The sequence below is a fragment of the Pelomonas sp. CA6 genome (assembly GCF_022549225.1).
Classification (GTDB): Bacteria; Pseudomonadota; Gammaproteobacteria; order Burkholderiales; family Burkholderiaceae_C; genus Roseateles.
This window is the reverse complement of sequence record NZ_JAKZFD010000003.1, coordinates 136,619-162,764: the sequence shown is the minus strand read 5'-3', so window position 1 is coordinate 162,764 and position 26,146 is coordinate 136,619. Positions and strand designations below refer to the sequence as shown.

25 protein-coding genes are annotated in these 26,146 nt (G+C 69.7%); 2 read left to right on the top strand and 23 right to left on the bottom strand.

Annotated elements, in window-relative coordinates; all coding sequences use genetic code 11:
* Position 1: 1 nt before the first annotated feature.
* The 9 genes from LZ017_RS06735 to purE all read right to left on the bottom strand — a co-directional run bounded on the left by LZ017_RS06735 (position 2) and on the right by purE (position 9,379).
* Positions 2-2,074, bottom strand: coding sequence for an EAL domain-containing protein (locus tag LZ017_RS06735; protein WP_241395837.1), 2,073 nt, complete (start codon positions 2,072-2,074; stop codon positions 2-4).
* Positions 2,071-2,958, bottom strand: a complete 888-nt coding sequence (locus LZ017_RS06730; protein WP_241395836.1) for a uracil-DNA glycosylase family protein — start codon at positions 2,956-2,958, stop codon at positions 2,071-2,073. Before LZ017_RS06730 ends, LZ017_RS06735 begins: the two co-directional genes overlap by 4 nt.
* A complete protein-coding gene (gene rimI, locus LZ017_RS06725; RefSeq protein ID WP_241395835.1) occupies positions 2,955-3,443 on the bottom strand; it encodes a ribosomal protein S18-alanine N-acetyltransferase in 489 nt (162 codons plus the stop codon). The genes LZ017_RS06730 and rimI overlap by 4 nt, the downstream gene beginning before the upstream one ends.
* Positions 3,440-4,171 carry a tRNA (adenosine(37)-N6)-threonylcarbamoyltransferase complex dimerization subunit type 1 TsaB gene (tsaB, locus tag LZ017_RS06720; RefSeq protein WP_241395834.1) on the bottom strand — a complete coding sequence of 244 codons (732 nt, stop codon included), beginning with the start codon at positions 4,169-4,171 and terminating at the stop codon, positions 3,440-3,442. Before tsaB ends, rimI begins: the two co-directional genes overlap by 4 nt.
* 69 nt (positions 4,172-4,240) lie before the next feature.
* Positions 4,241-5,608, bottom strand: a complete 1,368-nt coding sequence (locus LZ017_RS06715) for a S9 family peptidase (RefSeq protein ID WP_241395833.1) — start codon at positions 5,606-5,608, stop codon at positions 4,241-4,243.
* 176 nt (positions 5,609-5,784) lie between these two features.
* The gene (locus LZ017_RS06710; protein ID WP_241395832.1) at positions 5,785-6,726 is read right to left on the bottom strand and encodes an SGNH/GDSL hydrolase family protein; all 942 of its coding nucleotides are present in this window, start codon (positions 6,724-6,726) and stop codon (positions 5,785-5,787) included.
* Between the two features lie 18 nt (positions 6,727-6,744).
* A complete protein-coding gene (locus tag LZ017_RS06705; RefSeq protein ID WP_241396094.1) occupies positions 6,745-7,728 on the bottom strand; it encodes an L-threonylcarbamoyladenylate synthase in 984 nt (327 codons plus the stop codon).
* 5 nt (positions 7,729-7,733) lie between these two features.
* A complete protein-coding gene (locus LZ017_RS06700; protein ID WP_241395831.1) occupies positions 7,734-8,915 on the bottom strand; it encodes a 5-(carboxyamino)imidazole ribonucleotide synthase in 1,182 nt (393 codons plus the stop codon).
* Positions 8,915-9,379, bottom strand: coding sequence for a 5-(carboxyamino)imidazole ribonucleotide mutase (purE, locus tag LZ017_RS06695; protein ID WP_241396093.1), 465 nt, complete (start codon positions 9,377-9,379; stop codon positions 8,915-8,917). Before purE ends, LZ017_RS06700 begins: the two co-directional genes overlap by 1 nt.
* Before the next feature lie 221 nt (positions 9,380-9,600).
* Between purE and LZ017_RS06690 the strand changes: the two genes are divergently transcribed.
* Entirely contained in the window at positions 9,601-10,563 is a 963-nt protein-coding gene (locus tag LZ017_RS06690; RefSeq protein WP_241395830.1) for a tetratricopeptide repeat protein, read from the top strand.
* Positions 10,564-10,611: 48 nt separating this feature from the next.
* On the opposite strand, the gene LZ017_RS06685 is transcribed toward LZ017_RS06690, so the two are convergent.
* The 14 genes from LZ017_RS06685 to def all read right to left on the bottom strand — a co-directional run bounded on the left by LZ017_RS06685 (position 10,612) and on the right by def (position 24,625).
* Complete coding sequence (locus LZ017_RS06685; protein WP_241395829.1) at positions 10,612-11,721, bottom strand: hypothetical protein; 1,110 nt, start codon at positions 11,719-11,721, stop codon at positions 10,612-10,614.
* A gap of 11 nt (positions 11,722-11,732) precedes the next feature.
* Entirely contained in the window at positions 11,733-12,629 is an 897-nt protein-coding gene (locus LZ017_RS06680; RefSeq protein ID WP_241395828.1) for a phosphoribosylaminoimidazolesuccinocarboxamide synthase, read from the bottom strand.
* Positions 12,630-12,692: 63 nt separating this feature from the next.
* Entirely contained in the window at positions 12,693-13,124 is a 432-nt protein-coding gene (locus LZ017_RS06675; protein WP_241395827.1) for a gamma-glutamylcyclotransferase family protein, read from the bottom strand.
* 14 nt (positions 13,125-13,138) lie between these two features.
* Positions 13,139-14,203 carry a class II fructose-bisphosphate aldolase gene (gene fba / locus LZ017_RS06670; protein WP_241395826.1) on the bottom strand — a complete coding sequence of 355 codons (1,065 nt, stop codon included), beginning with the start codon at positions 14,201-14,203 and terminating at the stop codon, positions 13,139-13,141.
* A gap of 151 nt (positions 14,204-14,354) precedes the next feature.
* Positions 14,355-15,785 (bottom strand): pyruvate kinase, encoded by a 1,431-nt coding sequence (pyk, locus tag LZ017_RS06665; RefSeq protein ID WP_241395825.1) that lies wholly within the window; start codon positions 15,783-15,785, stop codon positions 14,355-14,357.
* 104 nt (positions 15,786-15,889) lie between these two features.
* A complete protein-coding gene (locus tag LZ017_RS06660) occupies positions 15,890-18,220 on the bottom strand; it encodes an NADP-dependent malic enzyme (RefSeq protein WP_241395824.1) in 2,331 nt (776 codons plus the stop codon).
* Positions 18,221-18,384: 164 nt separating this feature from the next.
* Positions 18,385-19,578 (bottom strand): phosphoglycerate kinase, encoded by a 1,194-nt coding sequence (locus LZ017_RS06655; protein WP_241395823.1) that lies wholly within the window; start codon positions 19,576-19,578, stop codon positions 18,385-18,387.
* Between the two features lie 84 nt (positions 19,579-19,662).
* On the bottom strand, positions 19,663-19,992 hold the full coding sequence (locus LZ017_RS06650) for an AzlD domain-containing protein (RefSeq protein WP_241395822.1): 330 nt from the start codon (positions 19,990-19,992) through the stop codon (positions 19,663-19,665).
* Positions 19,989-20,720: an AzlC family ABC transporter permease gene (locus tag LZ017_RS06645; protein WP_241395821.1), complete on the bottom strand. Its 732-nt coding sequence runs from the start codon at positions 20,718-20,720 to the stop codon at positions 19,989-19,991. Before LZ017_RS06645 ends, LZ017_RS06650 begins: the two co-directional genes overlap by 4 nt.
* A gap of 107 nt (positions 20,721-20,827) precedes the next feature.
* Complete coding sequence (locus LZ017_RS06640; RefSeq protein WP_241395820.1) at positions 20,828-21,616, bottom strand: head GIN domain-containing protein; 789 nt, start codon at positions 21,614-21,616, stop codon at positions 20,828-20,830.
* 204 nt (positions 21,617-21,820) lie between these two features.
* Positions 21,821-22,195, bottom strand: coding sequence for a hypothetical protein (locus LZ017_RS06635; RefSeq protein WP_241395819.1), 375 nt, complete (start codon positions 22,193-22,195; stop codon positions 21,821-21,823).
* 43 nt (positions 22,196-22,238) lie between these two features.
* Positions 22,239-23,084: a zinc metalloprotease HtpX gene (gene htpX, locus LZ017_RS06630; protein ID WP_241395818.1), complete on the bottom strand. Its 846-nt coding sequence runs from the start codon at positions 23,082-23,084 to the stop codon at positions 22,239-22,241.
* A 69-nt stretch (positions 23,085-23,153) separates the two neighbouring features.
* A complete protein-coding gene (fmt, locus tag LZ017_RS06625) occupies positions 23,154-24,110 on the bottom strand; it encodes a methionyl-tRNA formyltransferase (RefSeq protein ID WP_241395817.1) in 957 nt (318 codons plus the stop codon).
* Positions 24,110-24,625, bottom strand: coding sequence for a peptide deformylase (gene def / locus LZ017_RS06620; RefSeq protein ID WP_241395816.1), 516 nt, complete (start codon positions 24,623-24,625; stop codon positions 24,110-24,112). Before def ends, fmt begins: the two co-directional genes overlap by 1 nt.
* 304 nt (positions 24,626-24,929) lie before the next feature.
* Here def and LZ017_RS06615 point away from each other — a divergent pair, with 304 nt between their 5' ends.
* Positions 24,930-26,123 carry a LysM peptidoglycan-binding domain-containing protein gene (locus tag LZ017_RS06615; protein ID WP_241395815.1) on the top strand — a complete coding sequence of 398 codons (1,194 nt, stop codon included), beginning with the start codon at positions 24,930-24,932 and terminating at the stop codon, positions 26,121-26,123.
* Positions 26,124-26,146: the final 23 nt, after the last annotated feature.

Here is a 26,146-nt window from a genome sequence, read left to right as displayed (position 1 = left end):
TCTAGGAGCCGGCAGAGGCCGGCGCCCGCACCCGCACCCAGTCCTCGAAGTCGGCGGCGCTCATCGGCGCGGCAATGAACTCGCCCTGCAGCTCGTCGCAGCCCCAGCCGGCGAGCAGGCGCTGCTGGTCGGCGTTGCGCACGCCCTCGGCGCTGACGCGCAGGCCCAGATCCTTGCCCATCTGCACCATGGCGCGCGTGATCGCCAGCGCGCCGCGCTCGTCGGGCAGGCCGGCGACGAAGCTCTGGTCGATCTTGAGCTTGTCCAGCGGCAGCCGGGTCAGATGGGCCAGCGCGGTGTAGCCGGTGCCGAAGTCGTCGATGGAGATGCCCACGCCCAGCGCGCGCAGGCTTTGCAGCAGTTCGGGCAGGGCCTCGATGTCGTCGGTGAGCATGCGCTCGGTGAGCTCCAGCTCCAGCCAGGCGCCCGGCACGCCGGCGCGCTGCAGCACCTGGGCGACGGAGCGCGCGAAACTGGCGAGGCGGAACTGCATGCTGGACAGGTTGACCGCCAGCGGCACCGGCGCCAGCCCGCTCTCGTGCCAGCGCCGGCTCTGGCGCGCGGCCTCCTGCATCACCCATTCGCCCAGCGGCAGCATGAGGCGGTGGCGCTCGGCCACCTCGATGAAGGCCTCGGGACTGAGCAGCCCGCGGCGCGGGTGCTGCCAGCGCAGCAAAGCCTCGGCGCCGCACAGCGCGCCGCTGCGCGCGTCGACCTGCGGCTGGTAGTGCAGCACGAACTCGCCTGCGGTGATGGCCTGGGCCAGTTCGCTCTCCAGCACGAGGTCGGCATAGGCGGTGGCGGCCATCTCGTGCTCGAAGAAGCGGTAGGTGGCGCGGCCCGCCGCCTTGGCCAGGTACATCGCGGTGTCGGCATGCTGCAGCAGCTGCTCGGGACTGTGGCCGTGCTCGGGGTGCAGCGCGACGCCGATCGACGGCGTGACCGACAGGTCGCGGCCATCGGCTTGCACCGGCACCTCGACGACGCGCAGCAGCGCGTTCACGACCACCTGCGCGTCTTCGGCCGCGCTCACGCCCTCCAGCAGCACGACGAACTCGTCGCCGCCGAAGCGCGCCACCAGGTCGCCTTCGCGCAGGCAGGCGCTGAGCCGCTCGGCCACCGCGCGCAGCACCTGGTCACCGGCCAGGTGGCCCAGCGAGTCGTTGACGCGCTTGAAGTTGTCCAGGTCCACGAAGAGCAGCGCCAGGCTGCGCTCGCCGGAGGCCAGGCGCTCGCGCAAACGCTCCATGAAGGTGTTGCGGTTGAGCAGCCCGGTCAGCGAGTCGTGGTGGGCCAGGTGGTGGATGCGCTCATGCGCGGCCAGCTGTTCGCGGATGTCGCGCACGATGGTCATGCGCAGCTTCTCGCCATTGCGGCGCAGCGTGCGCACGATGAATTCCACCGGGATGCGCTCGCCGTTCTTGTGCAGCACCGCGGTTTCGTAGCGCAGTTCGGCGCCGGCGCGCATCACCGCGCCGACGCGGTCGCGCTGGTCGGGGGCGATCAGGCTCAGCGTGTCGCGTCCGACCAGTTCCTCGAGCCGGTAGCCCACCAGCTCGCAGACCGGCGGGTTGGCATCCGTGACCCGCCCGTCGCGGTGGAAGACGATACCCTCCACCGAGGCCTGCATGAACTTGGCGAGCCGCTCCTCGGATTCGCGCACCAGCCGCTCGGCCTCGCGGAAGCGGGTGACGTCGGAGATCAGCACAAAGGTCGAGACCACCCGCCCCTGCCCATCCAGATGCGGGATCAGGTTGACGTCCAGCCAGCGTGGCGGCGCGCCGCTGCCGTCGTCCAGCCGGCGCTCGTAGTGCACGCTGACCTGCTCGTGAAGCACGCGCTGCACATGCGGACCGATCTCGCGTGCCGCCTCGGCGCCGATGATGTCGGCGAAGTGCAGGCCCAGCACCTCGTCCTCGCTGCGCCCGAAGCAGCGCGCGTACTGCCGGTTGGCGAACACGCAGCGCGACTCGCCCGCCTCGAACACCGCGATCAGCACCGGCACGTTGTCCGCCAGCAGGCGAAACTGCGCCGCCTGGTCGCTGTCGCGGGCCGGCGGCGTGGCCTCGGTCACGGGGCGCGCTCCAGGGTCTGCAGCGCCAGGCACAGGTCGTCCCAGGCGCGCGCCTTGTCGGGCAGGTTGCGCAGCAGATAGGCCGGGTGGTAGGTGACGATCAGGGGCACGCCCTGGTACTCGTGGACGCGCCCGCGCAGGCGACCAATCGCCTCGCTGCTGCCCAGCAGCTGCTGCACCGCGAAGCGGCCCATCGCGAGGATGATGCGCGGCTGGATCAACTCGATCTGGCGCTGCAGATAGGGCTCGCATTGCGCCAGTTCCGACGGTTCGGGATTGCGGTTGCGCGGCGGCCGGCACTTCAGCGTGTTGGCGATATAGACCTGGCGCTCGGCCGGCCCGTCCTGGCGCGACAGGCCGAGGGCGGCGAGCATGCTGTCCAGCAGCTGCCCGGCCGGACCGACGAAGGGCTCGCCGCGCAGGTCTTCCTGCTCGCCCGGGGCCTCACCCACGATCATCCAGTGGGCGCGCTCGTGGCCGACGCCGAATACCGTGTTCTTGCGCGTCTCGCACAGCGCGCAGGCGCGGCACTGGGCCACCTGTTCGCGCAGCTGGGTCCAGTCCATCTGCGCCAGCGCTGCCCGGCCGGCGCCACGCTCGCGCGACGGCGCGGGAACGGGTGTGGCGACCACGCCCTCAGGCGGCGGCGCGGCACGCGGACCGGTGGCCGCGGGCGGCGGCGCGACGGGCTCCAACGAACGGGCAGAGGCCGGTGGTCGCGGCGCGACGGCGGGCTCGGCCCGGGTTTCGGCCGCGGCGGACGGCGCCACCGCGACGGCTGCGGCGGCGCCTTCGTCAGCCGGCGGGACTGCGGCCGCCTCGGGCGCCCAGACGCGCAGGCCCATCATCTCCAGCATGCGGCGCTGGCGCTCGCTCCAGCTCATGACGGGCTCTCCTGCGGCAGGTCCAGGCCCATCAGCAGCGCGTTTTCGCGGCCGCCATGGGCGGGGTAATAGTCACGGCGCAGGCCCAGCTGTCGCAGGCCGAAGGCCTCGTAGAGCCGCCGCGCGGGTGCGTTGCTCTCGCGCACCTCCAGCCACAGCTGGCGGCAGCCGCGCTCACGCGCCAGCTGGGCGAGCAGCTCCAGCATGCGCCAGCCCAGGCGCTGGCGCTGCAGCCGCGGGTGGACCGTGATGTTGAGCAGGTGCATCTCGTCCAGCACCTGCATGGCAAGGAAATAGCCTTGCAACTGGCCCTGGTCGTCGCGCCAGACATGGCTCAGATAGCCGGACGACAGCGAGTCGATGAAATTGCCGCGGGTCCACGGATGGCTGTAGGCCTGCTGCTCGATGGCCAGGACCTCGTCGAGGTCCGCCACGGCCATGGCCTGGATGGCCATGGGCGCCAGGTCGCGCAGCAGGGCACTCACAGCGGGCCTCCGGCGGCGCGCGCGGCCGCGGCGGCCTCGCGTTCAGCAGTGGTCAGCGCCACCTTGTCGCGCACATAGTGAGGCAGCGCCTGGTCGGCGGCGATGGCCTGGCCTTGCGCCCAAGCCTGACACGCCAGCCGACCCAGCGCGCGCGCGCGCGAGGTACACCAGGGATAGGTGGCGGCCGCCCCCGCCGCCAGGCCGAAGGGCTGCAGCGCGCTGCCCGCCAGCCCCGCCGCGGGCCGTGCGGCCAGTTGCGCGCGCAAGGCTTCGGGCTCGTACAGGGCCGGCGCGTGGTCGGTTTGCCAGCCCTGGCCGTCCCAGCGGTAGAGCCCGGCATAGATTTCGTCCATGCGCGCGTCCATCGCCACCCACAGGCGGTCTTGCGCGGCCAGGGGGTTGCCGCGGTCCGCGGCCTGCTGGCGGGCGTCTTCGGCGACCAGCATCAGGCTGTCCAGCGCCAGCACGGGCTTGTCCGCGCCCAGCGCCAGGCCCTGGGCCACCGCGCAGGCGGTGCGCAAGCCGGTGAAGGCGCCGGGACCGCGGCCAAAGGCGATCGCCTGCACCTCGGCCAGGCACAGGCCCGCGCGCGCCAGCAAGGCCATCAGCTCGGGCACCATCTGCTGCGAGGCCTTGGCTCCGCCCTCGGCGTCCAGGTGCCATGCCTTGCCCTCGCCGACCAGGGCCAGGGCCATCGTCTCGGTCGAACTGTCCAGCGCCAATAGCATGGCCGAAGTGTACCGGGGGGCCGCAGCCCCCCGGGTGATCTCGGCCGCCGCCGCGCGTCAGCGCAGGGCTTACTGGCCGCTGGCCAGGACCTGCTGGAAGTAGCCGCGCGCCAGCGCGTGGCAGAACGGCGGCACCAGCCCGCCGTGGTACTGGGCCTGGGCGTTCGCGCCCGCCGCGGCCTTGGCCAGCTGGAAGCCGCCGTAGGCGGTGTCGAAGGCGGCGCCCGCGGGCATGCTGGCGCGGTTCTCCAGGTTCCAGGCCGGCACGGTCGCGCCCCGCGACGCAAAGTCGGCCTGCACGTCGGTCGTGTTGAAGAAGAACACGGTCGGGTCCTGTCCGCCGGCACACAGCACCATGGGCCTCTTGGGCGCCCAGCCCAGCAGCGTGTTGGTCTGCAGGGCCTTGCGGTAGTTGGAGTTCTGATAGCCGCTGCGGAAGCCGTCGGTCAGCAGACCGCCGGTGCCGAAGAGCTTGGTCAGCGTCGGATCAGCCGGCAGCTTGCCCTGGGCCATCAGCGTGGCCACCGGCGTGTCGGTCGGGAACAGCGTGGGCGCGCTCTGGTCGAACGGGGCCTGGTAGACCTCGGACGGGGAGGCGTACAGGCCACCATAGGCGTTCTGGTAGGACGTCATCAGCAGCGGCACGAACAGCGTCGCGCCGGCGTTGATGGGACCCGGGCCGGTCACCACGTCGCCCATCTTGACCAGGTTGTAGGGGCCGGACATCGGCGCCGACGCGGTCACGGTGAACTCACTGGCGTAGTCGCGCTCGATGATCTTGTGCGTGGCCATCGCCACATGGCCGCCCTGCGAATAGCCGGTCAGCAGCAGCTTGGACGAAGGTTTGACCGCGCTGTTGGCGGCCAGGTCCTTCTTGGCGGCGCGCAGCGCATCGACCATGTCGGCGGCCTGCTGCTCGGCGTTCAGATAGGGGTGGTAATTCAGGCTGGAGAGGTCGTAGCCCACGTAGTTGGGCGCGACCACGATGAAGCCCTGCGCGGCATACATCGCCATCATCAGCGCGGCTTCCTGGTTGCTGCTGACCTGGGCCATGTTGTAGCTCTTCAGCGTGGTCGTGCCGTGGGCATGCAGCACCACGGGACGCTCGCCGCTGCAGGCGGCATCGCTGCCATTGGGCACCAGCACCGCGGTGGTGGCGGTGACGGGCTGGTTCTTGGGATCGATGGTGTAGTACTGGACATAGCGCACATCGACGCCGCACTTGGCCTTGCCGCTGATGGGCTGCAGGCCGCTGGCCTGGGTGCCGGCATCGATCTCGGCCGCGCTGGCCTTGCCCATCTGCTGGCCAAAGACCACCGTCGCGCGTGCCGTCGGGCTGGGCGGCGGCGTCGGATCGTCGCCGCCGCCGCCGCAGGCGGTCAGCACCGCGGCGCTCAGCGCCAGCAGGGTCAGGGGCAGGAACTTGCGAGTCTTCATGCGTGCCTCTCGATCGGGTTCTGGTCTTGCGGGACGAATCGAACGACCGTTCGATTTTGTAGCCATCACTATAAGCACCCCCCGGATGAGGGCCCAAAGTAAAAACCCCGACGCCTTGCGGCGCCGGGGTCTTGCCCTTGACGAACCGGGCGCGGCCCGGTCCAGCGGAGAGGTGGTCAGAACGGCAGGTTCACCGCGCGCGAGCGCGCCGTCGCCCCCAGGGTGTTATGCAGCGTCGGACCAAAGAACAGGTCGGTGGCCCACATGTGCGAGGCGCCGGTCGCGTTGGCGACCAGGGTTTTGTTGGTGCACTTGGGAATCACCACATCGGTCTTGCACGAGGCATCCGAAATGTTGCTGTAGCCGTAGTAGGCCGGGGCCAGGGCCTGCAGCTGCATGTCCTCGGCGAACTCGACGAAACCGATCATGCGGCCGTCATTGATGACGTTGAGCTTGAGCGCGACATTGAAGGCCTGGCTCAGATCCGTCAGCAGACGGGCGCGGTCGGTGTCGGCATGGGTGGCCTTCTCCTTCAGCGCGAACGGGGACAGCCCCATGTCCGGCGAGGTCGCGAAGATCACACGGCCATCAGCGCGGGCCAGGCGGTTGATCTGCTCGGCCAGGGTCTTGCCTCGCGTGCTCGCCTCGGCGATCAGCGACTCGCGCCCCAGCGACGGGAACTGGCCATAGAGTTCGAGCACGTCGTTCATGCCGGCGAACACCGTGATCAGATCCTTGCTGTTCACGCCGTTGAGCGCCAGCTGGTTGTCGATCTGCTTGCGCACATCGTCGACCTTGGCGCCCGGCTGGGCAAGGATCAGGCCTTGCGGATTGGTGGCATTGCTGGGGTTGCACTGCGGGAACACCAGGCCGAACTGGGCGGCCAGCAACTGGGTCCAGATCGGGTTGTTCTGGCACTGCAGCACCGGGGTCACGTCGTCGGAGACGGCATTGACGGTGTACTTGTAGCCGTTGTTGTTGATCACGCTGAGTTCATCGCCGAAGGCCATGATGCGCGTGGGCTTGAAGGGGTCGATCTGGGTCCCGCTGCCGCCACAGGCCGTTAGCAGGGCCGACACGCTCAGCAGCAGCCCCAGGCAGCGCTTCATACTCTTCATGCAAACTCCATCGTTCATTCAATCCTGCCGCGGCGCGAATGCCGCCGCAGCGCGTGACAAGCGGTCGCGCACGCCATCCCATTCGGCCCCTTCGGGGGGGGCCTCGATCCAGATCTCGCGGGCGCCGGCCGCGTCGAGCTCGCGCAACACGGCGAACAGCTGACGTGCCGTCGCGCGGGCCGAGTCCGGCATCGCGCGCCACAGAGGCAAGCCCTCGTAGACCGTGCGCGAATATACAGCCAGCCCCGCGGGCCGCGTTTCCGAAAGTTGCCGCTTCAAGGGCTCGGTAGCCAGGAGCCGCACCACCGCGCTGGGCGCATAGTGCGCGGCCAGCGTGCCCGAGGCCTTGGGCGCACGGGCATCGGGCGCGCGCAGCGGCTCGCCGGCCGCCGCCTCCAGCTCGGACGGCGTCAGCACGCCGGGACGCAGCAGCACCGGCGCGCCCCGGCTGCAGTCGACGATGCTGGACTCGATGCCCACCGGGCAGTCGCCGCCGTCCAGCACCAGCATCGCGGGACCGAATTCACCCTGCACATGATCGGCGCGCGTGGGGCTGACGCGGCCGAAGCGGTTGGCGCTGGGCGCGGCCAGGCCTTCCACGCCCAGCTCGCGGCAACGCTGCATCAGCGCGCGCGCCAGCGGATGCGAGGGACTGCGCAACCCCACCGTGGCCTGCCCGCCCGCGGCCGCGCCGGCCACGCCAGGCGCGCGCTTGACGATCAGCGTCAACGGTCCGGGCCAGAAGGCGGCCATCAGGCGCAATGCCACCGGGGGCAGGTCTTGCGCGAAGCGGCGCGCGCCCGTCTCGTCGAGCACATGGACGATCAGCGGATGGTCCGCCGGACGCCCCTTGGCGGCGAAGATCTGCGCCACCGCGGCGTCCTGATCGGCGCGCGCGGCCAAGCCATAGACGGTCTCGGTCGGAATGGCCACCAGGCGCCCGCCAGCGAGCGCGCGCGCGGCCTGCTCCACGCTTTCGGGGTGCTTGCCGTCCAGCAGCATCGCGCTCACCAGGTTTCGGGCAGGCCCAACAGCGCGCAGGCGCGGCGGGCGCTGTCGCGCGCGGCCTCGGGCGTCGCCGCGACCAGGTTCAAATGACCCATCTTGCGGCCGGGTCGCGCCTGCGCCTTGCCGTAGAGGTGCAGCGCCGCGCCAGGCAGGGCCAGCACGCCGGCCCAGTCGGGCGTGCGCTCGCGACCTGCGGCGTCGAACCACAGATCGCCCAGCAGATTGAGCATCACCACCGGGGAATGCAGACGCGGCTCGCGCAGCGGCAGCCCCGCCATCGCGCGCACCTGCATCTCGAACTGCGAGACATCGCAGGCATTCATCGTGTAGTGGCCGGAGTTGTGCGGCCGCGGAGCCATCTCGTTGACCACCAGACGGCCGTCCTGCAGCACGAAGAACTCCACGCACAGCACACCCACATACCCCATGCCTGCGGCGATGGCCGCCGCGGCGGCACGCGCCTCGCGCTGCAGCGCCTCGTCGGCCTGCGGCGCGGGCACCTCGGTGACCGCGAGAATGCCGTCGCGGTGCAGGTTCTGCTGCACCGGATAGCTCACCACCGCACCGTCGGCGCCGCGCGCGACGATCACGCTGAGCTCCAGCCGCAGCGGCAGCAGCTGCTCCAGCACGCAGTCCACCCCCAGCTCGGCAAAGGCGGCCGCCAGTTGGGCGCGGTCGGCGACCCGACGCTGACCCTTGCCGTCATAGCCCATGCGGGAGGTCTTCAGAATGCCCGGCAGCAGCGCGTCGGGCACCGCCGCCACATCGGCCGCGCCGCGCAACACCGCGTAGGGCGCACAGGGGACGCCGCTGCGCACGAAGTGCGCCTTTTCCTCGGCACGGTCCTGGCAGATCGCGACACAGGCCGCGCCCGGCGCCACCGTGCGGGTCTGCGCCAGGCGCTGCAACGCCTGGGCCGGCACGTTCTCGAACTCGGTGGTGATGGCGTCGCAGCGCTGCGCCAGCGCGTCCAGCGCGGCCTCGTCCAGATAGCCGGCGCGCAGATGCTCCTGCGCGACGGCGCCGGCGGGGCTGTCGGCGTCCGGGTCCAGCACCACGCAGTGGTAGCCCAGCGCTTGCGCGGCATGGACGAACATGCGGCCCAACTGGCCGCCGCCCATCACGCCCAGGACGGCCTCGCCCGGCAACAACGGCGACGAAGACGGCAGCGCGGCGGCCATCAACGCAGCTCCTCGCTCATCGCGCGCGCGGCGGCCGTCTGGCGGGCGCGGAAGGCCTCCAGCCGGGTCAGCAATGCCGCGTTCCCGGCCGCCAGCATCGCGACGGCGAAGAGCGCGGCATTGCCGGCCCCGGCCGTGCCGATCGCGAAGGTGGCCACCGGCACGCCCTTGGGCATCTGCACGATGGAATGCAGCGAGTCCACGCCCTGCAGGTGGCGGCTGGCAACCGGCACGCCCAGCACCGGCACCGTGGTCTTGGCGGCCAGCATGCCCGGCAGGTGGGCCGCGCCGCCGGCGCCGGCGATGATGGCGCGCAGCCCACGCGCCTGCGCCTGTTCGGCATAGGCGAACATGTCGTCGGGCATGCGGTGCGCGGAGACCACGCGTGCCTCGAAGGGGAGGCCGAACTCGGTCAGAATGTCGGCGGCGTGCTTCATGGTCTCCCAGTCGCTGCTGGAGCCCATCACCACGCCGACGAGGGGAGAGACCGGAGAAGAGTCCTGAGGAGATTCGGGGGAGGCTTCGAGGGGTGCTGCGGCGCTGCTCACGGCTCGCTCCAAAATCGCTAAACCTTGAATTGTAGGCGGGCGCCCCCAGGTGCTCGCCTTGCGGCCCGCGCCTCTGCCAAGGCCTGGGGCAGTTTCCTAGCAACGCCATCACGGCGCCGCCGCGGCGCCGGTCCGCCATGATCGACATCACCCTGCAAAATTTCGAGACCGAACTGCTGCAAGCCTCGCTGCAGCAGCCGGTGCTGCTGGACATCTGGGCACCCTGGTGCGGCCCTTGCCGCACGCTGGGGCCGCTGCTGGAGAAGTTGGAGGTGGCTTACGCCGGCCGCTTCAAGCTCGCCAAGCTCAACAGCGATGACCAGCCCGAGATCGCCACCCAGCTGAGCCAGGCCTTCGGCGTGCGCTCCATCCCCTTCTGCGTGATCTTCGTCGGCGGCCAGCCGGTGGACGGCTTCGTCGGCGCGCTGCCCGAGGCCCAGATCCGCGAGTTCCTGGATCGCCATGTGCCCAGCACCGAGGCGCTGGAGGCCGAGGAGGACATCGCCCAGGCCCAGGCCCTGATGGCCGATGGCGATGCCGACGCCGCGCTGGACAAGCTGGTCGCCGCGGTCGAGGCCGACCCGGGCAACGAGACCGCGCGCTTCGACCTCGTCCGCGCACTGCTGGAAGCCGACCGCCTGGACGAGGCCGAGGCCGCCTTCACGCCGGTGGCCGCGCGCGCCGCCGATACCATCACCCCGCATCCGCGCTTCGCGGCGCTGGCGGTCTGGATCGCCGCCGCCGAACGCGCGCGGGCCGGGCTGGACGCGCAGGCCCTGGAGGCCGCGATCGCCGCCAACAAACGCGACTTCGACGCCCGCTACGCACTGGCTCAGGGCCTGCTGGCCGCGCGCGACTTCACCGGCGCGATGGACGAGTTGCTGGAAATCATCATGCGCGACAAGGGCTGGAACGATCAGTTGGCGCGCAAGACCTATGTCGCGATCCTGGAGCTGATGAGCAAGCCCGCGCCCGCCGCGGCACCGGGCGCGCAGGCGGCCAGCGCGGGCGGCCTGCAACTGGCCGGTCCCGCGACCGTCGCGCCCAGCGACCCGCTGCTGGACCAGTACCGCCGCAAGCTCAGCATGGCGCTGTTCTGACCTGAACCGGGCCGGTCAGATGCCGGCCGGCGCCTTGGACAGTCGGCCTCAGGGCTGAAAGCCCGCCGCCTCCAGCCGGCCGCGCCAGTCCTGCTGCAGTTCGGCAAAGCCGGTCCATTCCTGCGCGGCCATCGCGCGGTGGCGCTGCGCCTCTTCGGCCATGCCCAGCAGCGCGAACACCTGGGCGAGCCGGCCGTGGGTGATCGCGCGGTCGTCCGGATCGCAGCTGGGATCCAGCTCCGCCTCGGCCTTGCGCGCCTGGCTCAGCGCCTGTTCGGGACTGCCGCAATTGGCCTGACACCAGGCCAGGTCGGACAGGCGGCTGCTGTCCAGGCGCGTCAGCGCGCGTGACATCGCCTGAGGCAGGTTCTGCTCGTAAAGCAGGCGCGCCTCGGCATAGCGGCCCTGCAGCACCAAGATGCGCGCCCTCAGCAGCGGCGTGAGTTCATTCATCACCGCGGCACCGACGGCCTCGTCGTAGTGACGCACCGAATCCGCGCCCAGCAGCAGCTCGGCGGCGTTGCGATGGGCCAGGTCCAGAGTCTCGCGGCAGGCCTGCGCGGCGCGCATCTCGGCCATGTTGTACATCAGCGCCGACAGGCTGGCATCGTCGCCCTCGCTCGCGGCATGGCGGCGCGCGCGCGCATACCAGGGTTGGGCCCGCGCCGCGTCGCCGGCGTGATGCCAGGCCAGCCCCAGCGCCATCGCAAAACGCGCGTGGGCGACATGGTGCTCGGGACGAAGCACCGCCAGACAGTCGCGGCCATACTCGACCAGCGCGGCATAGTCGTGGCGGTAATAGGCGAAGTGGACCAGCCAGGCCAGCGCCAGCCCTTCGATCTCGGGCATCCCACCCTCGGCGCGGGCGATCACGCAGGCGCGCAGCACCTTGTCCTGAGCGCTTTCGCTGAAGTCCGTGTAATAGCCCATCAACCCCTCGGCCATGTGCAGCCAGGCGCTGATCTCGGGATGGGGATGCTGGAAGGCCAGCTGGTGCAGCTCGGTGAGCGCTTCGCGCGCGTCGGTGAGCGCGCCATGGCGGGCCAGCAGCATCGCCCGCTTCGCACGCAGGCAGGCGGCGCGCACGGACGTCGGCGCCGCCGCGATGTCCTTGTCCAGCTGCCTGAGCAGCCGCGACTTGATGCGCAGCGCCGGCATGCGCGTCTCGTTCAGACGGTGAGGCGCTGCAGCGCCTCCTGGTACTTGGCTGCGGTGCGCGCAATGACCTCGGCCGGCAGCGCGGGCGGCGGCGCCACCTTGCCCCAGGGCTTGCCGTCTACCTGGGCCTGCTCCAGCCAGTCGCGCAGGTACTGCTTGTCGTAGCTGGGCGGGTTGCTGCCGGGCACATAGCTTTCGGCGGGCCAGTAGCGCGAGGAGTCGGGCGTCAGCACCTCGTCCATCAGCGTGAGCGTGCCCTGCTCGTCCAGGCCGAACTCGAACTTGGTGTCGGCGATGATGATGCCCTTGGTGAGCGCATAGTCGGCGGCACGGCGATAGAGCTGGATGGAGATGTCACGCACCTTCTCGGCCATCTCGCGGCCGATGATCTCGGCACAGCGCTCGAAGCTGATGTTCTCGTCGTGGTCGCCCATCTCGGCCTTGGTCGCCGGCGTGAAGATGGGCTCGGGCAGCTTGCTGGCGTTCTGCAGCCCGTCGGGCAGCGCGACGCCGCAGACCTCGCCGCGCGCCTTGTACTCGGCCCAGCCGCTGCCGGCCAGATAGCCGCGCACCACGGCCTCGATGGGCAAGGGCTTGAGGCGCTTGACCAGCATCGCGCGGTCACGCACCTGATCCTTCTCGGCCTCGGTGACGACAGACAGCGGGTCGTCGCCGGTCAGGTGGTTGGGGACGATGCCGTCCAGCTTCTTGAACCAGAACAGCGCCATCTGCGTCAGCAGCGCGCCCTTGCCCGGGATGGGCTCGCTCATGATCACGTCGAAGGCGGAAATGCGGTCCGACGCGATCATCAGGATACGGTCGCCGCCCACCGCATAGTTCTCGCGCACCTTGCCACGGGCGATCAGCGGGAGGGAGGTCAGCGAGGAGGTGTGCAGGGCTGCGGTCATGATGGGCTCGTCCGGGAAAGCGCGGATTTTAGGCGAGGGGCGGCCGCGCTTTCGCCCTCTGCATCAACGAGGCGCGGCCGGCGGAACCAGGTCGAAGCCCACGTAGCGGGCCTCGAAACGGGCCTTGCCCTCTTGCGCGAAGCGCTGCGGGTCCCAGTCGCCCGGCGCCAGCCGGTGCGCGAACTCGGGGCGGTACAGATAGGTCCAGGCGCGCAGCGATCGGCCGTCTTCCGCCCGCACGCTCAGCTCGCAGCGCTGGTACTCCTCGCCTTCGAAAGCATCCAGCCGCGCCAGCGCCGTGGCGTCCAGATCCAGGTAGAGGCGCCCGGCCACGCGGGCGCGGGCGGCGGGCCGCAGGCCGGGATAGTCCTGCCCCAGCACCGGATGACGCCGGTGCCCATCCAGCACGGCGGCGCAGCTGGCGAAATGACCGCCGCTGACGCGCGCCATGATGTCGGCCCACATCAGCGAGCCGTAGGTGAAGCAGTGCGCCACCGCGGGACGCGGCTTTACTGGACGATCTGGTTCAGCTCGCCGCGCGCATAGGCGGCGGCCACGTCCACCAGCGTGCGCGGCTTGATCTTGCCGGCCTGGCCCTCGCAGCCGAACTCCAGGTAACGCTGCTTGCACACCGCCTTGGCCGCCTCGCGCGCCGGCTTGAGCCATTCGCGGGCGTCGAACTTCTCGGGGTTCTCGTGCAGGAACTTGCGCACCGCGCCGGTCATCGCCAGGCGGATGTCGGTGTCGATGTTGATCTTGCGCACGCCGTACTTGATGGCTTCCTGGATCTCTTCGACCGGCACGCCGAAGGTCTCCTTCATCTTGCCGCCGTACTGGTTGATGATTGCCAGCAGCTCCTGCGGCACGCTGGACGACCCATGCATCACCAGGTGGGTGTTGGGAATGCGGGCGTGGATTTCCTTGACGCGGCTGATGGCCAGGATGTCGCCGGTGGGCTTGCGCGAGAACTTGTAGGCGCCGTGGCTGGTGCCGATGGCGATGGCCAGCGCGTCCAGCTGGGTGGCCTTGACGAAGGTGGCGGCCTCCTCGGGGTCGGTCAGCATCTGGCTGTGGTCCAGCTTGCCGGCGGCGCCGATGCCGTCTTCCTCGCCGGCATCACCGGTTTCCAGGTTGCCCAGGCAGCCCAGCTCGCCTTCAACGGTGACGCCCACCTTGTGCGCCATCTCGACCACCTTGCGGGTGACCTCGACGTTGTAGTCGAAGGACGAGGGCGTCTTGCCGTCTTCCATCAGCGAGCCGTCCATCATCACCGAGCCAAAGCCCAGGTTGATCGCGCCTTCGCAGACCTTGGGGCTGGTGCCATGGTCCTGGTGCATCACCAGCGGAATGTGCGGGAAGGCCTCGGTGGCCGCCTGGATCAGGTGCTTGATGAAGGGCTCGCCGGCGTACTTGCGCGCACCGGCCGAGGCCTGCAGGATCACCGGCGCACCCACCTCGTCGGCGGCGGCCATCACGGCCTGGACCTGTTCCAGGTTGTTGACGTTGAAGGCCGGGATGCCGTAGCCGTGCTCGGCGGCATGGTCCAGCAGCTGGCGCATAGAAACGAGGGCCATGGGAAGCTCCAAGGAAGTGGGAAATCCTCTGGCGCGGGCCGCGCGGCCCGAGACCGCCACCGCCGTAACCGCGCCGTAACTGCCGCTGATTCTACCGAGCGGCCGTGGCCGGCGACTACGCCCGAACCCCTGCTTCCCGAAGTCCCGCCGCTCAGCCGACGCGGCAGACCTTGAGCATGTTGGTGCCGCCCGGGTAGCCCATGGGCTCGCCGCAGGTGATCGCATAGGTATCACCCGGCATCAGCACCCCCTGCTCCACCAGCAGCTGCTCGGCGGCGCGCAGCGCGGTGTCGCGGTCGTCGAAGGCCGGCATCAGCAGCGGGCGCACATTGCGATAGAGACTCATCTTGCGCTGGCTCACCGCCTGCGTGGTCATCGCGTAGATGGGCACGTGGATGCGGTGGCGGCTCATCCACAGCGCGGTGGAGCCGGACTCGGTCAGCGCGACGATGGCCTTGCAGCCCAGGTGATGGGCGGTGAACAGCGCGCCCATGGCGATGGACTGGTCGATGCGGCCGAACTGCCGGTTGGCGAAGTCGGTATCGATCGTGACGAACTCGGCGCCTTCGGCTTCCTGCGCGATCGCGGCCATCTGCTCGATGGTCTCGACCGGGAATTTGCCGGCCGCCGTCTCGGCCGAGAGCATCACCGCGTCGGTGCCGTCCAGCACCGCGTTGGCCACGTCGGACACCTCGGCGCGCGTGGGCACCGGGTTCACGATCATGGACTCCATCATCTGCGTGGCGGTGATGGTCAGCTTGTCCAGCTCGCGCGCCATGCGGATCATGCGCTTTTGCAGCGCCGGCACGGCCGCGTTGCCGACCTCGACGGCGAGGTCGCCGCGCGCCACCATGATGCCGTCGCTGGCCTTCAGGATGGCTTCCAGCTGCGGAATGGCCTCGTAGCGCTCGATCTTGGCGATCATGCCCGGCTTGTGACGCCAGGGCTCGCCGGCCACGTTGGCGAGCTGGCGCGCCATCTCCATGTCGGTGGCGTTCTTCGGGAAACTCACCGCCAGGTACTCGCACTGGAAGGACACCGCGGTCTTGATGTCCTCCATGTCCTTGGCCGTCAGTGCCGGCGCGGTTAGGCCGCCGCCCTGCTTGTTGATGCCCTTGTTGTTGGACAGCTCACCGCCCAGCTTGACCGTGGTGATCACCTGCGAGCCGCGCACCACGTCCACCGTCAGCACCAAGAGGCCGTCATTGAGCAGCAGGGTGTCGCCCGGCTTCACGTCGCGCGGCAGCTCCTTGTAGTCCAGGCCCACGATCTCTTCGTTGCCCAGTTCGCTGCGGGCGGCGTCCAGCACGAAGCGCGTGCCGTTGACCAGCTGGATCTTGCCGTTCTCGAACTTGCCGACGCGGATCTTGGGGCCCTGCAGGTCGGCCATGATGGCCACCGACTTGCCGACCGACGCCGCGATCTCGCGCACCAGACGCGCGCGGTCGATGTGGTCCTGCGCCTTGCCGTGCGAGAAGTTCAGCCGCACCACGTCGACGCCGGCCCGGATCATCCGCTCCAGCACCTCGGGCGTGGAGGACGCGGGGCCCAGGGTGGCGACGATCTTGGTGGCTCGGGACATGGCGTGTCTCAGTCTGAAATTTAGTTACAGCCGATTATGAAGCGCCGCAACGCGCTTGGGGCGGTTTCGGCGAGTTACCGAAACCGCCGCCACCCCGGCAGGCGTCAGCCGCGCGCCGCCGCGACGTCGGCCGCCGCCAGCGCGGTCATGTTGACGATGCGGCGCACCGTGGCCGAGGGCGTGAGGATGTGCACCGGCCGCGCCGCGCCCAGCAGCACCGGCCCCACCGTGACGCCCTGACCGCCGACGATCTTCAGCACATTGAAGAGGATGTTGGCGGCATCCAGCGTCGGCAGCACCAGCAGATTGGCCTCGCCGCTGAGCCGGCTGTCGGGCAGGAACTGCTCGCGCACAGACTCGGACAGCGCCGCGTCGCCGTGCATTTCACCGTCGCATTCGATCTCCGGGTGGCGTGCCGCGAACAGCTGGGTGGCGCGACGCATCTTCAGCGCCGAGGGCCTCTTGCTGGAGCCAAACATCGAGTGCGACAGGAAGGCCAGCTTGGGCGGCAGGCCGAAGCGCTTGAGCTCCTCGGCGGCCAGCTCGGCGATCTCGGCCAGCTGCTCGGCGCCCGGATCGTCGTTGACGAAGGTGTCACAGATGAACAGCGTGCGCTGGTCCAGCATCAGCGCGTTCATGGTCGCGAAGCTTTGCACCCCAGGCTTCAGGCCGATCAGGTCGCGCACATGTTCCAGGTGCGAATCGAAGCGCCCCACCATGCCGCAGATCATCGCGTCCGCGTCGCCCAGCAGGATGGCCAGCGCGCCAATGGTGGTGGCCGAGCGGCGCACCGCGGCCTTGGCCATCTCCGGCGTGACGCCGTTGCGGCCCATGATCTGGTGATAGCTCTCCCAGTAGCGGCGGAAGCGCGGGTCGTTCTCCGGGTCGATGACCGCGACGTCCTGGCCCAGCTTCAGGCGCAGCCCGGCGCGCTGGATGCGCATCGCAATCACCTCGGGGCGGCCGATCAGCGTCGGCGCGGCCAGGCCCTCGTCCAAGGCCACCTGCACGGCACGCAGCACGCGCTCGTCCTCGCCCTCGGCGTAGATCACGCGCGCCGGCCGGCCCTGGGCGGTCTCGGCCTTGGCGGCGGCGAACACCGGGCGCATGAACATGCCGGTCTGGTAGACGAAGCGCGACAGCTGCTCCTGGTAGGCCGCCATGTCGGCGATGGGCCGCGTGGCCACGCCGGACTCCGCGGCCGCCTTCGCCACCGCCGGCGCGATGCGAAGGATCAGACGCGAATCGAAAGGCTTGGGAATCAGGTACTCGGGGCCGAAGGCCAGTTCCTGGCCCGGATAGGCCGCGGCCACCTCGGGCGGGGTCTCGCTCTTGGCCAGTTGCGCGATCTCGCGCACGCAGGCCAGCTTCATCGCCTCGGTGATCTTGGTCGCGCCGCAGTCCAGCGCGCCGCGGAAGATGTAGGGGAAGCAGAGGACGTTGTTGACCTGATTGGGATAGTCCGAACGACCGGTGGCGATGATGCAGTCCGGCCGCGCCTCGAGCGCCAGCTCGGGACGGATCTCCGGTTCGGGGTTGGCCAGCGCCAGGATGATGGGCTTGTCGGCCATGGTCGCCACCATCTCGGCCGTCAGCACGCCGGCGGCCGAGCAGCCCAGGAAGACATCGGCGCCGCGCACCACGTCGGCCAGGCTGCGCGCCTCGGTGGTCTGGCAGTAACGCTTCTTGGATTCGTCGAGCCGGCCAGCATCGGCGCGCTCGCTCTGGATCACGCCCTTGGAGTCGCAGACGAAGACATGCTCGCGCCGCACGCCCAGCCCCACCATCACGTCCAGGCAGGCGATGGCGGCCGCGCCGGCGCCTGAGACCGCCACCTTGACCTGGGCGATGTCCTTGCCGACCAGCTCCAGCCCGTTCAGCAGCGCGGCGCTGGAGATGATGGCCGTGCCGTGCTGGTCGTCGTGGAAGACCGGGATGTTCATGCGGCTGCTGAGCTGCTTCTCGATGTAGAAGCACTCGGGCGCCTTGATGTCCTCCAGGTTCACGCCGCCCAGCGTGGGCTCCATCGCGGCGATGATCTCGACCAGCTTGTCCGGGTCGCGCTCGGCCAGTTCGATGTCGAACACATCAATGCCGGCGAACTTCTTGAACAGGCAGCCCTTGCCCTCCATCACGGGTTTACCGGCCAGCGGGCCGATGTCGCCCAGGCCCAGCACCGCGGTGCCGTTGGTGACCACGCCGACCAGATTGGCGCGCGAGGTGTAGTCGGCGGCCAGTGACGGGTCCTCCTCGATCGCCAGGCAGGCATAGGCCACGCCCGGCGAATAGGCCAGCGACAGATCACGCTGGTTGGACAGCGCCTTGGTCGGCGTGACGGCGATCTTGCCGCGGCTGGGCGCGCGGTGGTACTCCAGCGCGGCCTCGCGCAATGCGGCCTCGGCCGGGCTCAGGGTCTTGTTCTTGGGGCTGTCCATGCGGTCTCCATCGCGATGAGGGGCAAGGAAACGGGGCGGCAGCCCTGCGTTTCCTCGCGAGGGCCGCAGAGCTTAATCCCGGCGGCCGCACCTTCCGATGCGGACTGTTTTGCCTGCCATGCAAAGATGGCAAGACCGCCGGGGATTTTGTCCCCGTTCCGGGTTCAGCCGTTGGCGCGGCGGGCGAGGATCTCGAAGGCCGGCAGGGTCTTGCCCTCCAAGACCTCCAGGAAGGCGCCGCCGCCGGTGGAGATGTAGCCCACCTGCTTGTCGATGCCGTACTTGGCGATCGCGGCCAGCGTGTCGCCGCCGCCGGCGATGCTGAAGGCCTGCGACTCGGCGATCGCGCGCGCCACCGTCTCGGTGCCCTTGGCGAAGGCATCGAACTCGAACACGCCCACCGGGCCGTTCCAGACGATGGTGCCCGCGGCCTTCAGCTTGTCGGCCAGGATGGCGGCCGTCTTGGGGCCGATGTCCAGGATCAAGTCGTCGTCCGCCACCTCGGTCGCGGCCTTCACGGTGGCCGGCGCGTCGGCGGCAAAGGTCTTGGCGGTGACCACGTCCACGGGGATGGGCACCTCGGCGCCGCGCGCCTTCATCGCGTCGATCACCGCGCGCGCCTCGCCGACCAGGTCGGGCTCGGCCAGGCTCTTGCCGATCGAGAGGCCGGCGGCCAGCATGAAGGTGTTGGCGATGCCACCGCCGACGACCAGCCCATCGACGTTCTTCGCCAGCGACTGCAGGATGGTCAGCTTTGTGCTGACCTTGGAGCCCGCGACGATGGCCACCAGCGGACGCTTGGGATTGGCCAGGGCCTTGCTGATCGCATCGATCTCGGCCGCCAGCAGCGGGCCGGCGCAGGCCACGGGCGCGAACTGCGCGATGCCGTAGGTGGAGGCCTCGGCGCGGTGGGCGGTACCGAAGGCGTCGTGCACGAAGATGTCGCAGAGCTGGGCCATCTTCTTCGCCAGCTCTTCGTTGTTCTTCTTCTCGCCCTTGTTGACGCGGCAGTTCTCCAGTAGCACGACCTGGCCCGGCTGCACGGCCACGCCGTCCACCCAGTGGGACACCAGCGGCACCTCGCGGCCCAGCAGCTCGGAGAGGCGCCGGGCCACCGGGGCCAGCGAATCCTCGGGCTTGAACTCGCCCTCGGTGGGGCGGCCCAGGTGCGAGGTGACCATCACCGCGGCGCCGGCCTTCAGCGCGAGCTCGATGGCCGGCACGGAGGCGCGCACGCGCGTGTCTTCGGTGATCTCGCCGGCCTCGTTGAGCGGCACATTGAGGTCGGCACGGATGAAGACCCGCTTGCCAGCCACCTTGCCGGCGGCGACCAGATCAGCAAAACGCAGAACGTTCATGGGATTCAGGGCTTGAAGTGAGGAAAGAGGCGGCGCGCCGTCAGCGCGGCGCACGCAATCCGGCAAGCTTACCTCGCCCCGCGCTCACCACCCCAGGCCCAAACGCAAGGCCAGCATCACCGCCGTGCCGCTGACGATGGTGCCGAGGATGCCGCGGCGCCAGAAGAAATAGGCCGTGCCCACCGCGACCGCGAACAGCCGCGCGTCCTTCCAGGTCGATATCAGCTGGCCCTGGGTCATCACGATCTCCGGCACGATCACCGCCGCCAGCGCCGCCAGCGGCGCATAGCGCAGGCCATCGCGCGCCCATTCGGGCAGCGGGATTTCCTTGCGCGGGATCATGAAAAAGCTGCGTGTCAGCAACGTGATCAGCCCCATGCCGACAATGCCCAGCACGATGTCCCAGGTGCTCATCGCGCGAGCCCTCCCTGCGTCGGCGGCTGCAGCCGCTCCATCATCAGCCCCACGGCCACCGCCGCGGCGATCGCGACCAGGATGTTCATGCGCAGCGGCAACGCATAGGCGGCCACCGCGGCACAGCCCGCCACCGCGGCGGACACCCAGGTGTTGCGGTCCTTCAGCAGCGAATAGCTGAGCCCCAGCAGCGCCAGCACGCCGGCAAAGCCCAGGCCCCAGTGGGTGGGAATGCGGTCCGCCAGCAGAATGCCGGCCACCGAAGGAATCTGCCAGGCCACCCAGTTCAGCGCGACCCCGCCCCAGAAATAGGGCAGCTGGCGCTCCGGATCGGGCTTCAGCTCGGGGAAGCGCTTCAGGAAGGCGACGTAGTTGAGGTCGGCCGCGAAATAGCCCAGCAGCATGCGCTGGCGGCGCGACAGCGGCTCGAAATAGAGGCGCCACTGCGCGCTGAAGATCACGAAGCGCAGGTTGACGCAGAAGGCCGTGGCCCACAGCACCCACAGCGGCGCGCCGCTGGCCAGCAGCGGCAGCGAGGCCAGCTGCGAGCTACCCGCGAAGACCACCAGGCTCATCAGCAGCGACAGCGGCACGCCCAGGCCGCTCTTGACCATGGCCACGCCGGTGACCAGGCCCCAGGCCGAGATGCCGGGCATGATGCCGGCCATGTCGCGCATGCCGCGCTTGAATTCGGGATGACGCACCAGCGCCGCAAGACCTTCTGCCATGCGGCGATTGTCCCGTCTGCGGCTTAAAGTCCGCTGGCAGCGGGGCATTGCCGGCCGGCCACGCCGGCCGCGGGGGCGCCTTGCGCCCTGCGGCGGCCCCCTGGGAGTCAGGGCTTGAGTCGGCGCACCTTGCCGCTGCCCGCGGTGGAAACGCTCAATTCGGGATCGCCAACATAGCTGACGTCACCACTGCCGGCAATGCTGACCTTGAGCAGCCGGGCGGCGTTCACGTCCACGTCGCCGCTGCCGGCCACGCTCACCCGCGCTTCGTCGCACCGCAGATCACGCGCGTTCACCTTGCCGCTGCCGGCCACGGCCACCGCGAGGGTGGTCGCCTTGCCGGTCAGCGACAGGTCGCCGCTGCCATGCACCGCGACGCTGAGCTTGTCGGCCGCCAGATCCCTGAAGCGCAGATTGCCACTGCCCGCGACACTGAGGTCCAGCGAGCCGGTCTTCACGGCGTCGACCTGGATCGTGCCCGAACCGGCGACGACCGCCGCGCGCAGCTGGCGCATCTCGATGATGATCTGCGGCGCCTGGCTGGCGCTGAGCCGGTAGCCCTTGCGGGTACCGATCTCCAGCGAGCGGCCCCGGCCGCCTTCGGACACGCGGGTCTCGATGTAGGGCAGCAGATTGCGGTCGGCGCGCACCTCCACCTTGTCGCTGCTGCCCTGGCGCACCTGCACATTGAAGCTGCCGGCCAGCGCGATCGCGTCGAAGCTGCCCAGCTCGCGCACTTCGGCGATCACATCGCCCGAGCCCTCCACGCGCTCATGACCGCCATAGCTGAACGACCAGGCCTGCGCCGAGCCCGCGACAACGGCCAGCCCCAGCAGGGCCAGGGCAGCGCGACGACGCAGACCGGAGGAAGAAGAACGAGCGGCGGAGGGAATCATGGCAGGCTCCTTGGCAGCCCGTCGCTCCGGGACGGGCTTGTTGTTGGCATGGCCGGCATGATGCGCAGCCGCCCCCTTATCCACGAAGCGCCAGGCGACCAAGTGCGGGGCGGCGCGATGAATTGCCGCCCCGAAGGCACGGATGCGCGCCCCTCAGGCCGACTCGATAGTGATCGAACGAAGGCGCCGCCAATGCGGCGCGGCTCAGGACTTGCCCTTGCCCGCGGACTTGGACTTGCCGCCTTCCGCGGGCGCCGAGGCGCCCTCATCGGACTGGCCCTCGGAGGAGCGCCCTTCGGCCTGGTGCGCCACCTGGGGCAGCACGCCCTCCAGCTTGTTCTCGCGCATGTATTCGTCCATCTCGCGCCAGCCGGCAAACACCGCGGCCTTCTGCGCCTTGGGATTGAGCGCGTAGCAGTCCTCGATGGCGCGCATCGCATGGCGGCAGGCACTGCCGATGGCCTTGCCCTCGGCCTCCTTGGCGGCAGCGATTTTGGCCGGGTCTTCGATGCCCAGCTGCTCGCAGCCCGCGAGCAGAGCGAGCAGTCCGAGGGCAGCGAGAGCGGAGACGGGCTTCATGCAAAGCATATCGGCCGCCCCCGCCGCTTCTTGAGTGCGCCGCTCAGCCGCGCGCCATGGCCATCAGCCGAGCGATGCGCTCCTCGGTCGAAGGATGGGTGCTGAACAGCCCCTTGATGCCCCCGCCGGACAGCGGGTTCATGATCATCATCTGCGCCGTTTCGGGATGGCGCTCCGCCGCCTCCAGCGGCTGCCCCTGGGCATAGCGCTGGATCTTGTCCAGCGCCGAGGCCAACGCCGCCGGGTCGCCGGAAATCTCGGCGCCGCCGCGGTCGGCCTCGAACTCGCGTGCACGGCTGATCGCCATCTGAATCAGGCCGGCCGCGATGGGCGCGAGGAACATCACCAGCATCGCGACGATGGGGTTGGTCTGCCGCCCCTCGCTGTCACGCGGGCTGAACAGCATCGCGAAGTTGGCCAGCATGGAGATCGCGCCGGCCATGGTCGCGCTGATCGTGGAGATCAGGATGTCGCGGTGCTTCACGTGCGCCAGCTCGTGAGCCATCACGCCGCGCAGCTCGCGCTCCGACAGCACGCGCAGGATGCCGGTGGTGGCGGCCACCGCGGCATGCTCGGGATTGCGACCGGTCGCGAAGGCGTTGGGAGCGGCTTCGTCGATCAGATAAACGCGCGGCATGGGCAGCTGGGCGCGCTGCGCCAGCTCCTGCACCATGCGGAAGAACTGCGGCGCGCTGCGCTCGTCCACCTCCTGGGCGTTGTACATCTTCAGCACCATCTTGTCCGAGAACCAGTAACTGAAGAAATTCATGCCCAGCGCGATCACCAGGGCAAGCAGCATGCCTTGGCGGCCGCCCAGCACGGAGCCGATCGCCATGAACAGCGCGGTGATCGCGGCCATCAGGACCGCCGTCTTGAACAGGTTGAACATCGCGTTCCCTCCTTCAGGTGGACCGGACTGCGGCCCCAGCCAAGGCAGATGAGGCTGGGCCCGGCGCTTTCAAGCCAGGCGCTCGCCGACCACAATGGGCCGGGCTTGCAGGAATTGCGCCGCCGGCAGGCGCTTGCCGCCGGCGCGCTGCAGCTCGGTCAGGCGCAGCGCGCCCTCACCGCAGGCCACCACAGGCCCCTGCGCATCGACGGCCAGGACCCGCCCCGGTTCGGCGGGCGCCGCGGGCGCAGGCAGCGGCTCGGCGCGCCAGATCTTCAGCGTTTCCTCGCCCAGCTGTGCCGCACCGCCCGGGAAGGGGTCGAAGGCGCGCAGGCGGCGCGCGATCTGCGCCGCGTCCTGACGCCAGTCGATGCGGGCCTCGTCCTTGGCGATTTTGTGCGCATAGCAGACGCCCTCCTGCGGCTGAGGCCGGGCCGTCAGCCCGCCACAGGCCGCCAGCTCCAGCGCCTCGACGATCAGGCGACCACCCAAAGAGGCCAGGCGGTCGTGCAGATGGCTGGTGGTCTCGTCGGGCTGGATGGGCAGGTGCTCCGTCAGCAGCATGTCCCCGGTGTCCAGGCCCTCGTCCATTTGCATGATGGTGATGCCGGTTTCCGCGTCGCCGGCCTCGATGGCGCGGTGGATGGGCGCGGCACCGCGCCAGCGCGGCAGCAGCGAGGCATGGATGTTCAGGCAGCCCAGGCGCGGCAGGTCCAGCACCCAGCGCGGCAGGATCAGGCCATAGGCCGCGACCACCATCACATCCGGGCGCGCCGCCCGCAGAGCCTCACGGCCGGCCGCCGCCTCGTCGGGAAACTTGCCATCCAGACGCAGACTCTGCGGCTGGGCCACAGCGATGCCCTGTTGCAGGGCCAGCTGCTTGACCGGCGACGCCTGCAGCTTCATGCCGCGGCCGGCCGGCCGATCAGGCTGGCTCAGCACCAGCGGGATCTCGAACCCCGCCTGGATCAGCGCCTGCAGCGCGACGGCGGCGAATTCCGGCGTACCGGCGAACACGACTCGCATCAGCGCCCCCGCGCGTCCTCGCGCGCCTTCTTGGCCAGCTTGGTCTTGATGCGCTCGCGCTTCAGCGGGCTCAGGTATTCGACGAAGACCTTGCCCATCAGGTGGTCCATCTCATGTTGCACGCACACGGACAGCAGGCCCTCGGCCTCGAACTCGTAGGACTGGCCCTCGCGGTTCAGCGCGCGCACGGTCACGCGGGCATGGCGCGGCACCTTGTCGTAGATGGTGGGCACGGACAGACAGCCTTCCTCGCCATCCACCATCTCGGCACTGGTGGCGACCAGCTCGGGGTTGATCAGCACGCGGGGCTCGTCGCGCCCTTCGGAGACGTCGATCACGACCACCCGCTCGTGCACATCCACCTGCGTCGCGGCCAGGCCCACGCCCTCGGCGTCGTACATGGTCTCCAGCATGTCGTCAACGAGCTGGCGGATGCGGCCGTCGACCTGGGCCACCGGTTGGGCCACGGTGTGCAGGCGAGGATCGGGATAGCGGAGGATGTTGAGCTTGGACATGAAGAAGCGGGTTGTGGACGAAGCACAACGCCGGGTTGTAAGGGCTTGCAATGAGGCCGGGGCTCGCGCGTTGCCGCCCCTGGGGATTCTGGGCAGAATCGCCGCCAATCCTGGGGATTTTCGCTGATTTGCCAGGCTGGCGAAGGCTTGTGGCCTTTAGCCCGTCCGCCTGCCGGCACCCTGATCGATCCCCGGGGGTGCGATTTCGGCCTGTACTCTGATCCTGGTCCGCATGCCCACGGCCCCACAATACAAGCAGCGCCCCGAGGCTATCCGGCCCGCAGACGGCGCCGGAGAATCCCTCATGACGAAGAACAGGCAGCGTCCGACGCGCCCTCTTGCTCCCCGCCTCCCCGCGCTGGCGACCCTGCTCGGCCTGGTGCTCGGCGGCCTGAGCCTTGCGGCCCAGGCCACCGGCTATCCGGTCACCGCCGAGCAGCGCCAGACCGCCGAGCAGGTTGCGCAGGCCGGCGTTCCGCTGTCGGAGCTGGCCCCCGACGCACCCGACACCTACACCGTGAAGAGCGGCGACACGCTGTGGGCCATCTCCTCGCTGTTCCTGAAGAGCCCGTGGCGCTGGCCCGAGCTGTGGGGCATGAACAAGGAGCAGATCCGCAACCCCCACTTGATTTATCCCGAACAGGTGCTGATGCTGGTGCGCAAGGACGGTCGCGCGATGCTGCAGTTGGCGCGCAACGCCGGCGGCGCGGCGGCGTCCGGCGGCGCGGCCGGCAGCGACACCATCAAGCTGAGCCCGCGCGTGCGCCGCAGCGATGTGGGCAGCAGCGCGATCGAGGCCATCCCGCAGCACCTGATCCAGCCCTTCCTGACCGAGGCCGTGGTCTTCGACACCGACCAGCTGGAGCGTGCCCCGCGCATCATCGCCGCCCCGGAAAGCCGCGTGATGATGACCCAGGGCGACCTGGCCTATGCCCGCGGCAACCTGGGCCGCGCCACCGAATTCCGCATCTTCCGCAAGGCCCAGCCGCTGCGCGATCCCACCACCAAAGAGATCCTCGGCTACGAGGCCGCCTACATGGGCACCGCCGAGTTGCTGCGCGCCGGCAGCGAGAACGAGAAGAACGTCGTTCCGGCCACGCTGCGGGTCAACGCGGTGCGCCAGGAGATCGGCGTCGGTGATCGCCTGGCGGAAGTGGAGGAGCGCGGCTTCACCCGCTACATCCCCCATCCACCCAGCGCCCCCCTCAGCGGCCAGATCATCTCCATTTATGGCGAGGCGCTGACCGGCGGCCAGAACCAGATCGTCGCGCTCAACCGCGGTCGCAAGGACGGCCTGGAGCGCGGCCACGTCCTGGCGCTGTGGCGCGCCGGCCGGACCGTGCGCGACAACACCAACGGCAAACGCGAGTCGGTGCGCCTGCCTGACGAGCAGCATGGCACGCTGTTCGTGTTCCAGGTCTACCAGCGCGTGGCCTATGCGCTGATCCTGTCGGTGAAGGAGCCGGTGTCGCCCGGCGACCGGTTCAGCCAGCCCTGAACCGGGCACGGCGCACCCCACCA

Excerpts from the sequence above, each read along its gene's own strand:
- LZ017_RS06730 (WP_241395836.1), bottom strand. The coding sequence starts at position 2,958 with ATGAGCTGGAGCGAGCGCCAGCGCCGCATGCTGGAGATGATGGGCCTG.
- tsaB (WP_241395834.1), bottom strand. The coding sequence starts at position 4,171 with ATGCTATTGGCGCTGGACAGTTCGACCGAGACGATGGCCCTGGCCCTG.
- LZ017_RS06715 (WP_241395833.1), bottom strand. The coding sequence starts at position 5,608 with ATGAAGACTCGCAAGTTCCTGCCCCTGACCCTGCTGGCGCTGAGCGCC.
- LZ017_RS06710 (WP_241395832.1), bottom strand. The coding sequence starts at position 6,726 with ATGAAGAGTATGAAGCGCTGCCTGGGGCTGCTGCTGAGCGTGTCGGCC.
- LZ017_RS06705 (WP_241396094.1), bottom strand. The coding sequence starts at position 7,728 with ATGCTGCTGGACGGCAAGCACCCCGAAAGCGTGGAGCAGGCCGCGCGC.
- LZ017_RS06700 (WP_241395831.1), bottom strand. The coding sequence starts at position 8,915 with ATGGCCGCCGCGCTGCCGTCTTCGTCGCCGTTGTTGCCGGGCGAGGCC.
- purE (WP_241396093.1), bottom strand. The coding sequence starts at position 9,379 with ATGGGCTCCAGCAGCGACTGGGAGACCATGAAGCACGCCGCCGACATT.
- LZ017_RS06690 (WP_241395830.1), top strand. The coding sequence starts at position 9,601 with ATGATCGACATCACCCTGCAAAATTTCGAGACCGAACTGCTGCAAGCC.
- LZ017_RS06685 (WP_241395829.1), bottom strand. The coding sequence starts at position 11,721 with ATGCCGGCGCTGCGCATCAAGTCGCGGCTGCTCAGGCAGCTGGACAAG.
- LZ017_RS06680 (WP_241395828.1), bottom strand. The coding sequence starts at position 12,629 with ATGACCGCAGCCCTGCACACCTCCTCGCTGACCTCCCTCCCGCTGATC.
- fba (WP_241395826.1), bottom strand. The coding sequence starts at position 14,203 with ATGGCCCTCGTTTCTATGCGCCAGCTGCTGGACCATGCCGCCGAGCAC.
- pyk (WP_241395825.1), bottom strand. The coding sequence starts at position 15,785 with ATGTCCCGAGCCACCAAGATCGTCGCCACCCTGGGCCCCGCGTCCTCC.
- LZ017_RS06660 (WP_241395824.1), bottom strand. The coding sequence starts at position 18,220 with ATGGACAGCCCCAAGAACAAGACCCTGAGCCCGGCCGAGGCCGCATTG.
- LZ017_RS06655 (WP_241395823.1), bottom strand. The coding sequence starts at position 19,578 with ATGAACGTTCTGCGTTTTGCTGATCTGGTCGCCGCCGGCAAGGTGGCT.
- LZ017_RS06650 (WP_241395822.1), bottom strand. The coding sequence starts at position 19,992 with ATGAGCACCTGGGACATCGTGCTGGGCATTGTCGGCATGGGGCTGATC.
- LZ017_RS06645 (WP_241395821.1), bottom strand. The coding sequence starts at position 20,720 with ATGGCAGAAGGTCTTGCGGCGCTGGTGCGTCATCCCGAATTCAAGCGC.
- LZ017_RS06640 (WP_241395820.1), bottom strand. The coding sequence starts at position 21,616 with ATGATTCCCTCCGCCGCTCGTTCTTCTTCCTCCGGTCTGCGTCGTCGC.
- LZ017_RS06635 (WP_241395819.1), bottom strand. The coding sequence starts at position 22,195 with ATGAAGCCCGTCTCCGCTCTCGCTGCCCTCGGACTGCTCGCTCTGCTC.
- htpX (WP_241395818.1), bottom strand. The coding sequence starts at position 23,084 with ATGTTCAACCTGTTCAAGACGGCGGTCCTGATGGCCGCGATCACCGCG.
- fmt (WP_241395817.1), bottom strand. The coding sequence starts at position 24,110 with ATGCGAGTCGTGTTCGCCGGTACGCCGGAATTCGCCGCCGTCGCGCTG.
- def (WP_241395816.1), bottom strand. The coding sequence starts at position 24,625 with ATGTCCAAGCTCAACATCCTCCGCTATCCCGATCCTCGCCTGCACACC.
- LZ017_RS06615 (WP_241395815.1), top strand. The coding sequence starts at position 24,930 with ATGACGAAGAACAGGCAGCGTCCGACGCGCCCTCTTGCTCCCCGCCTC.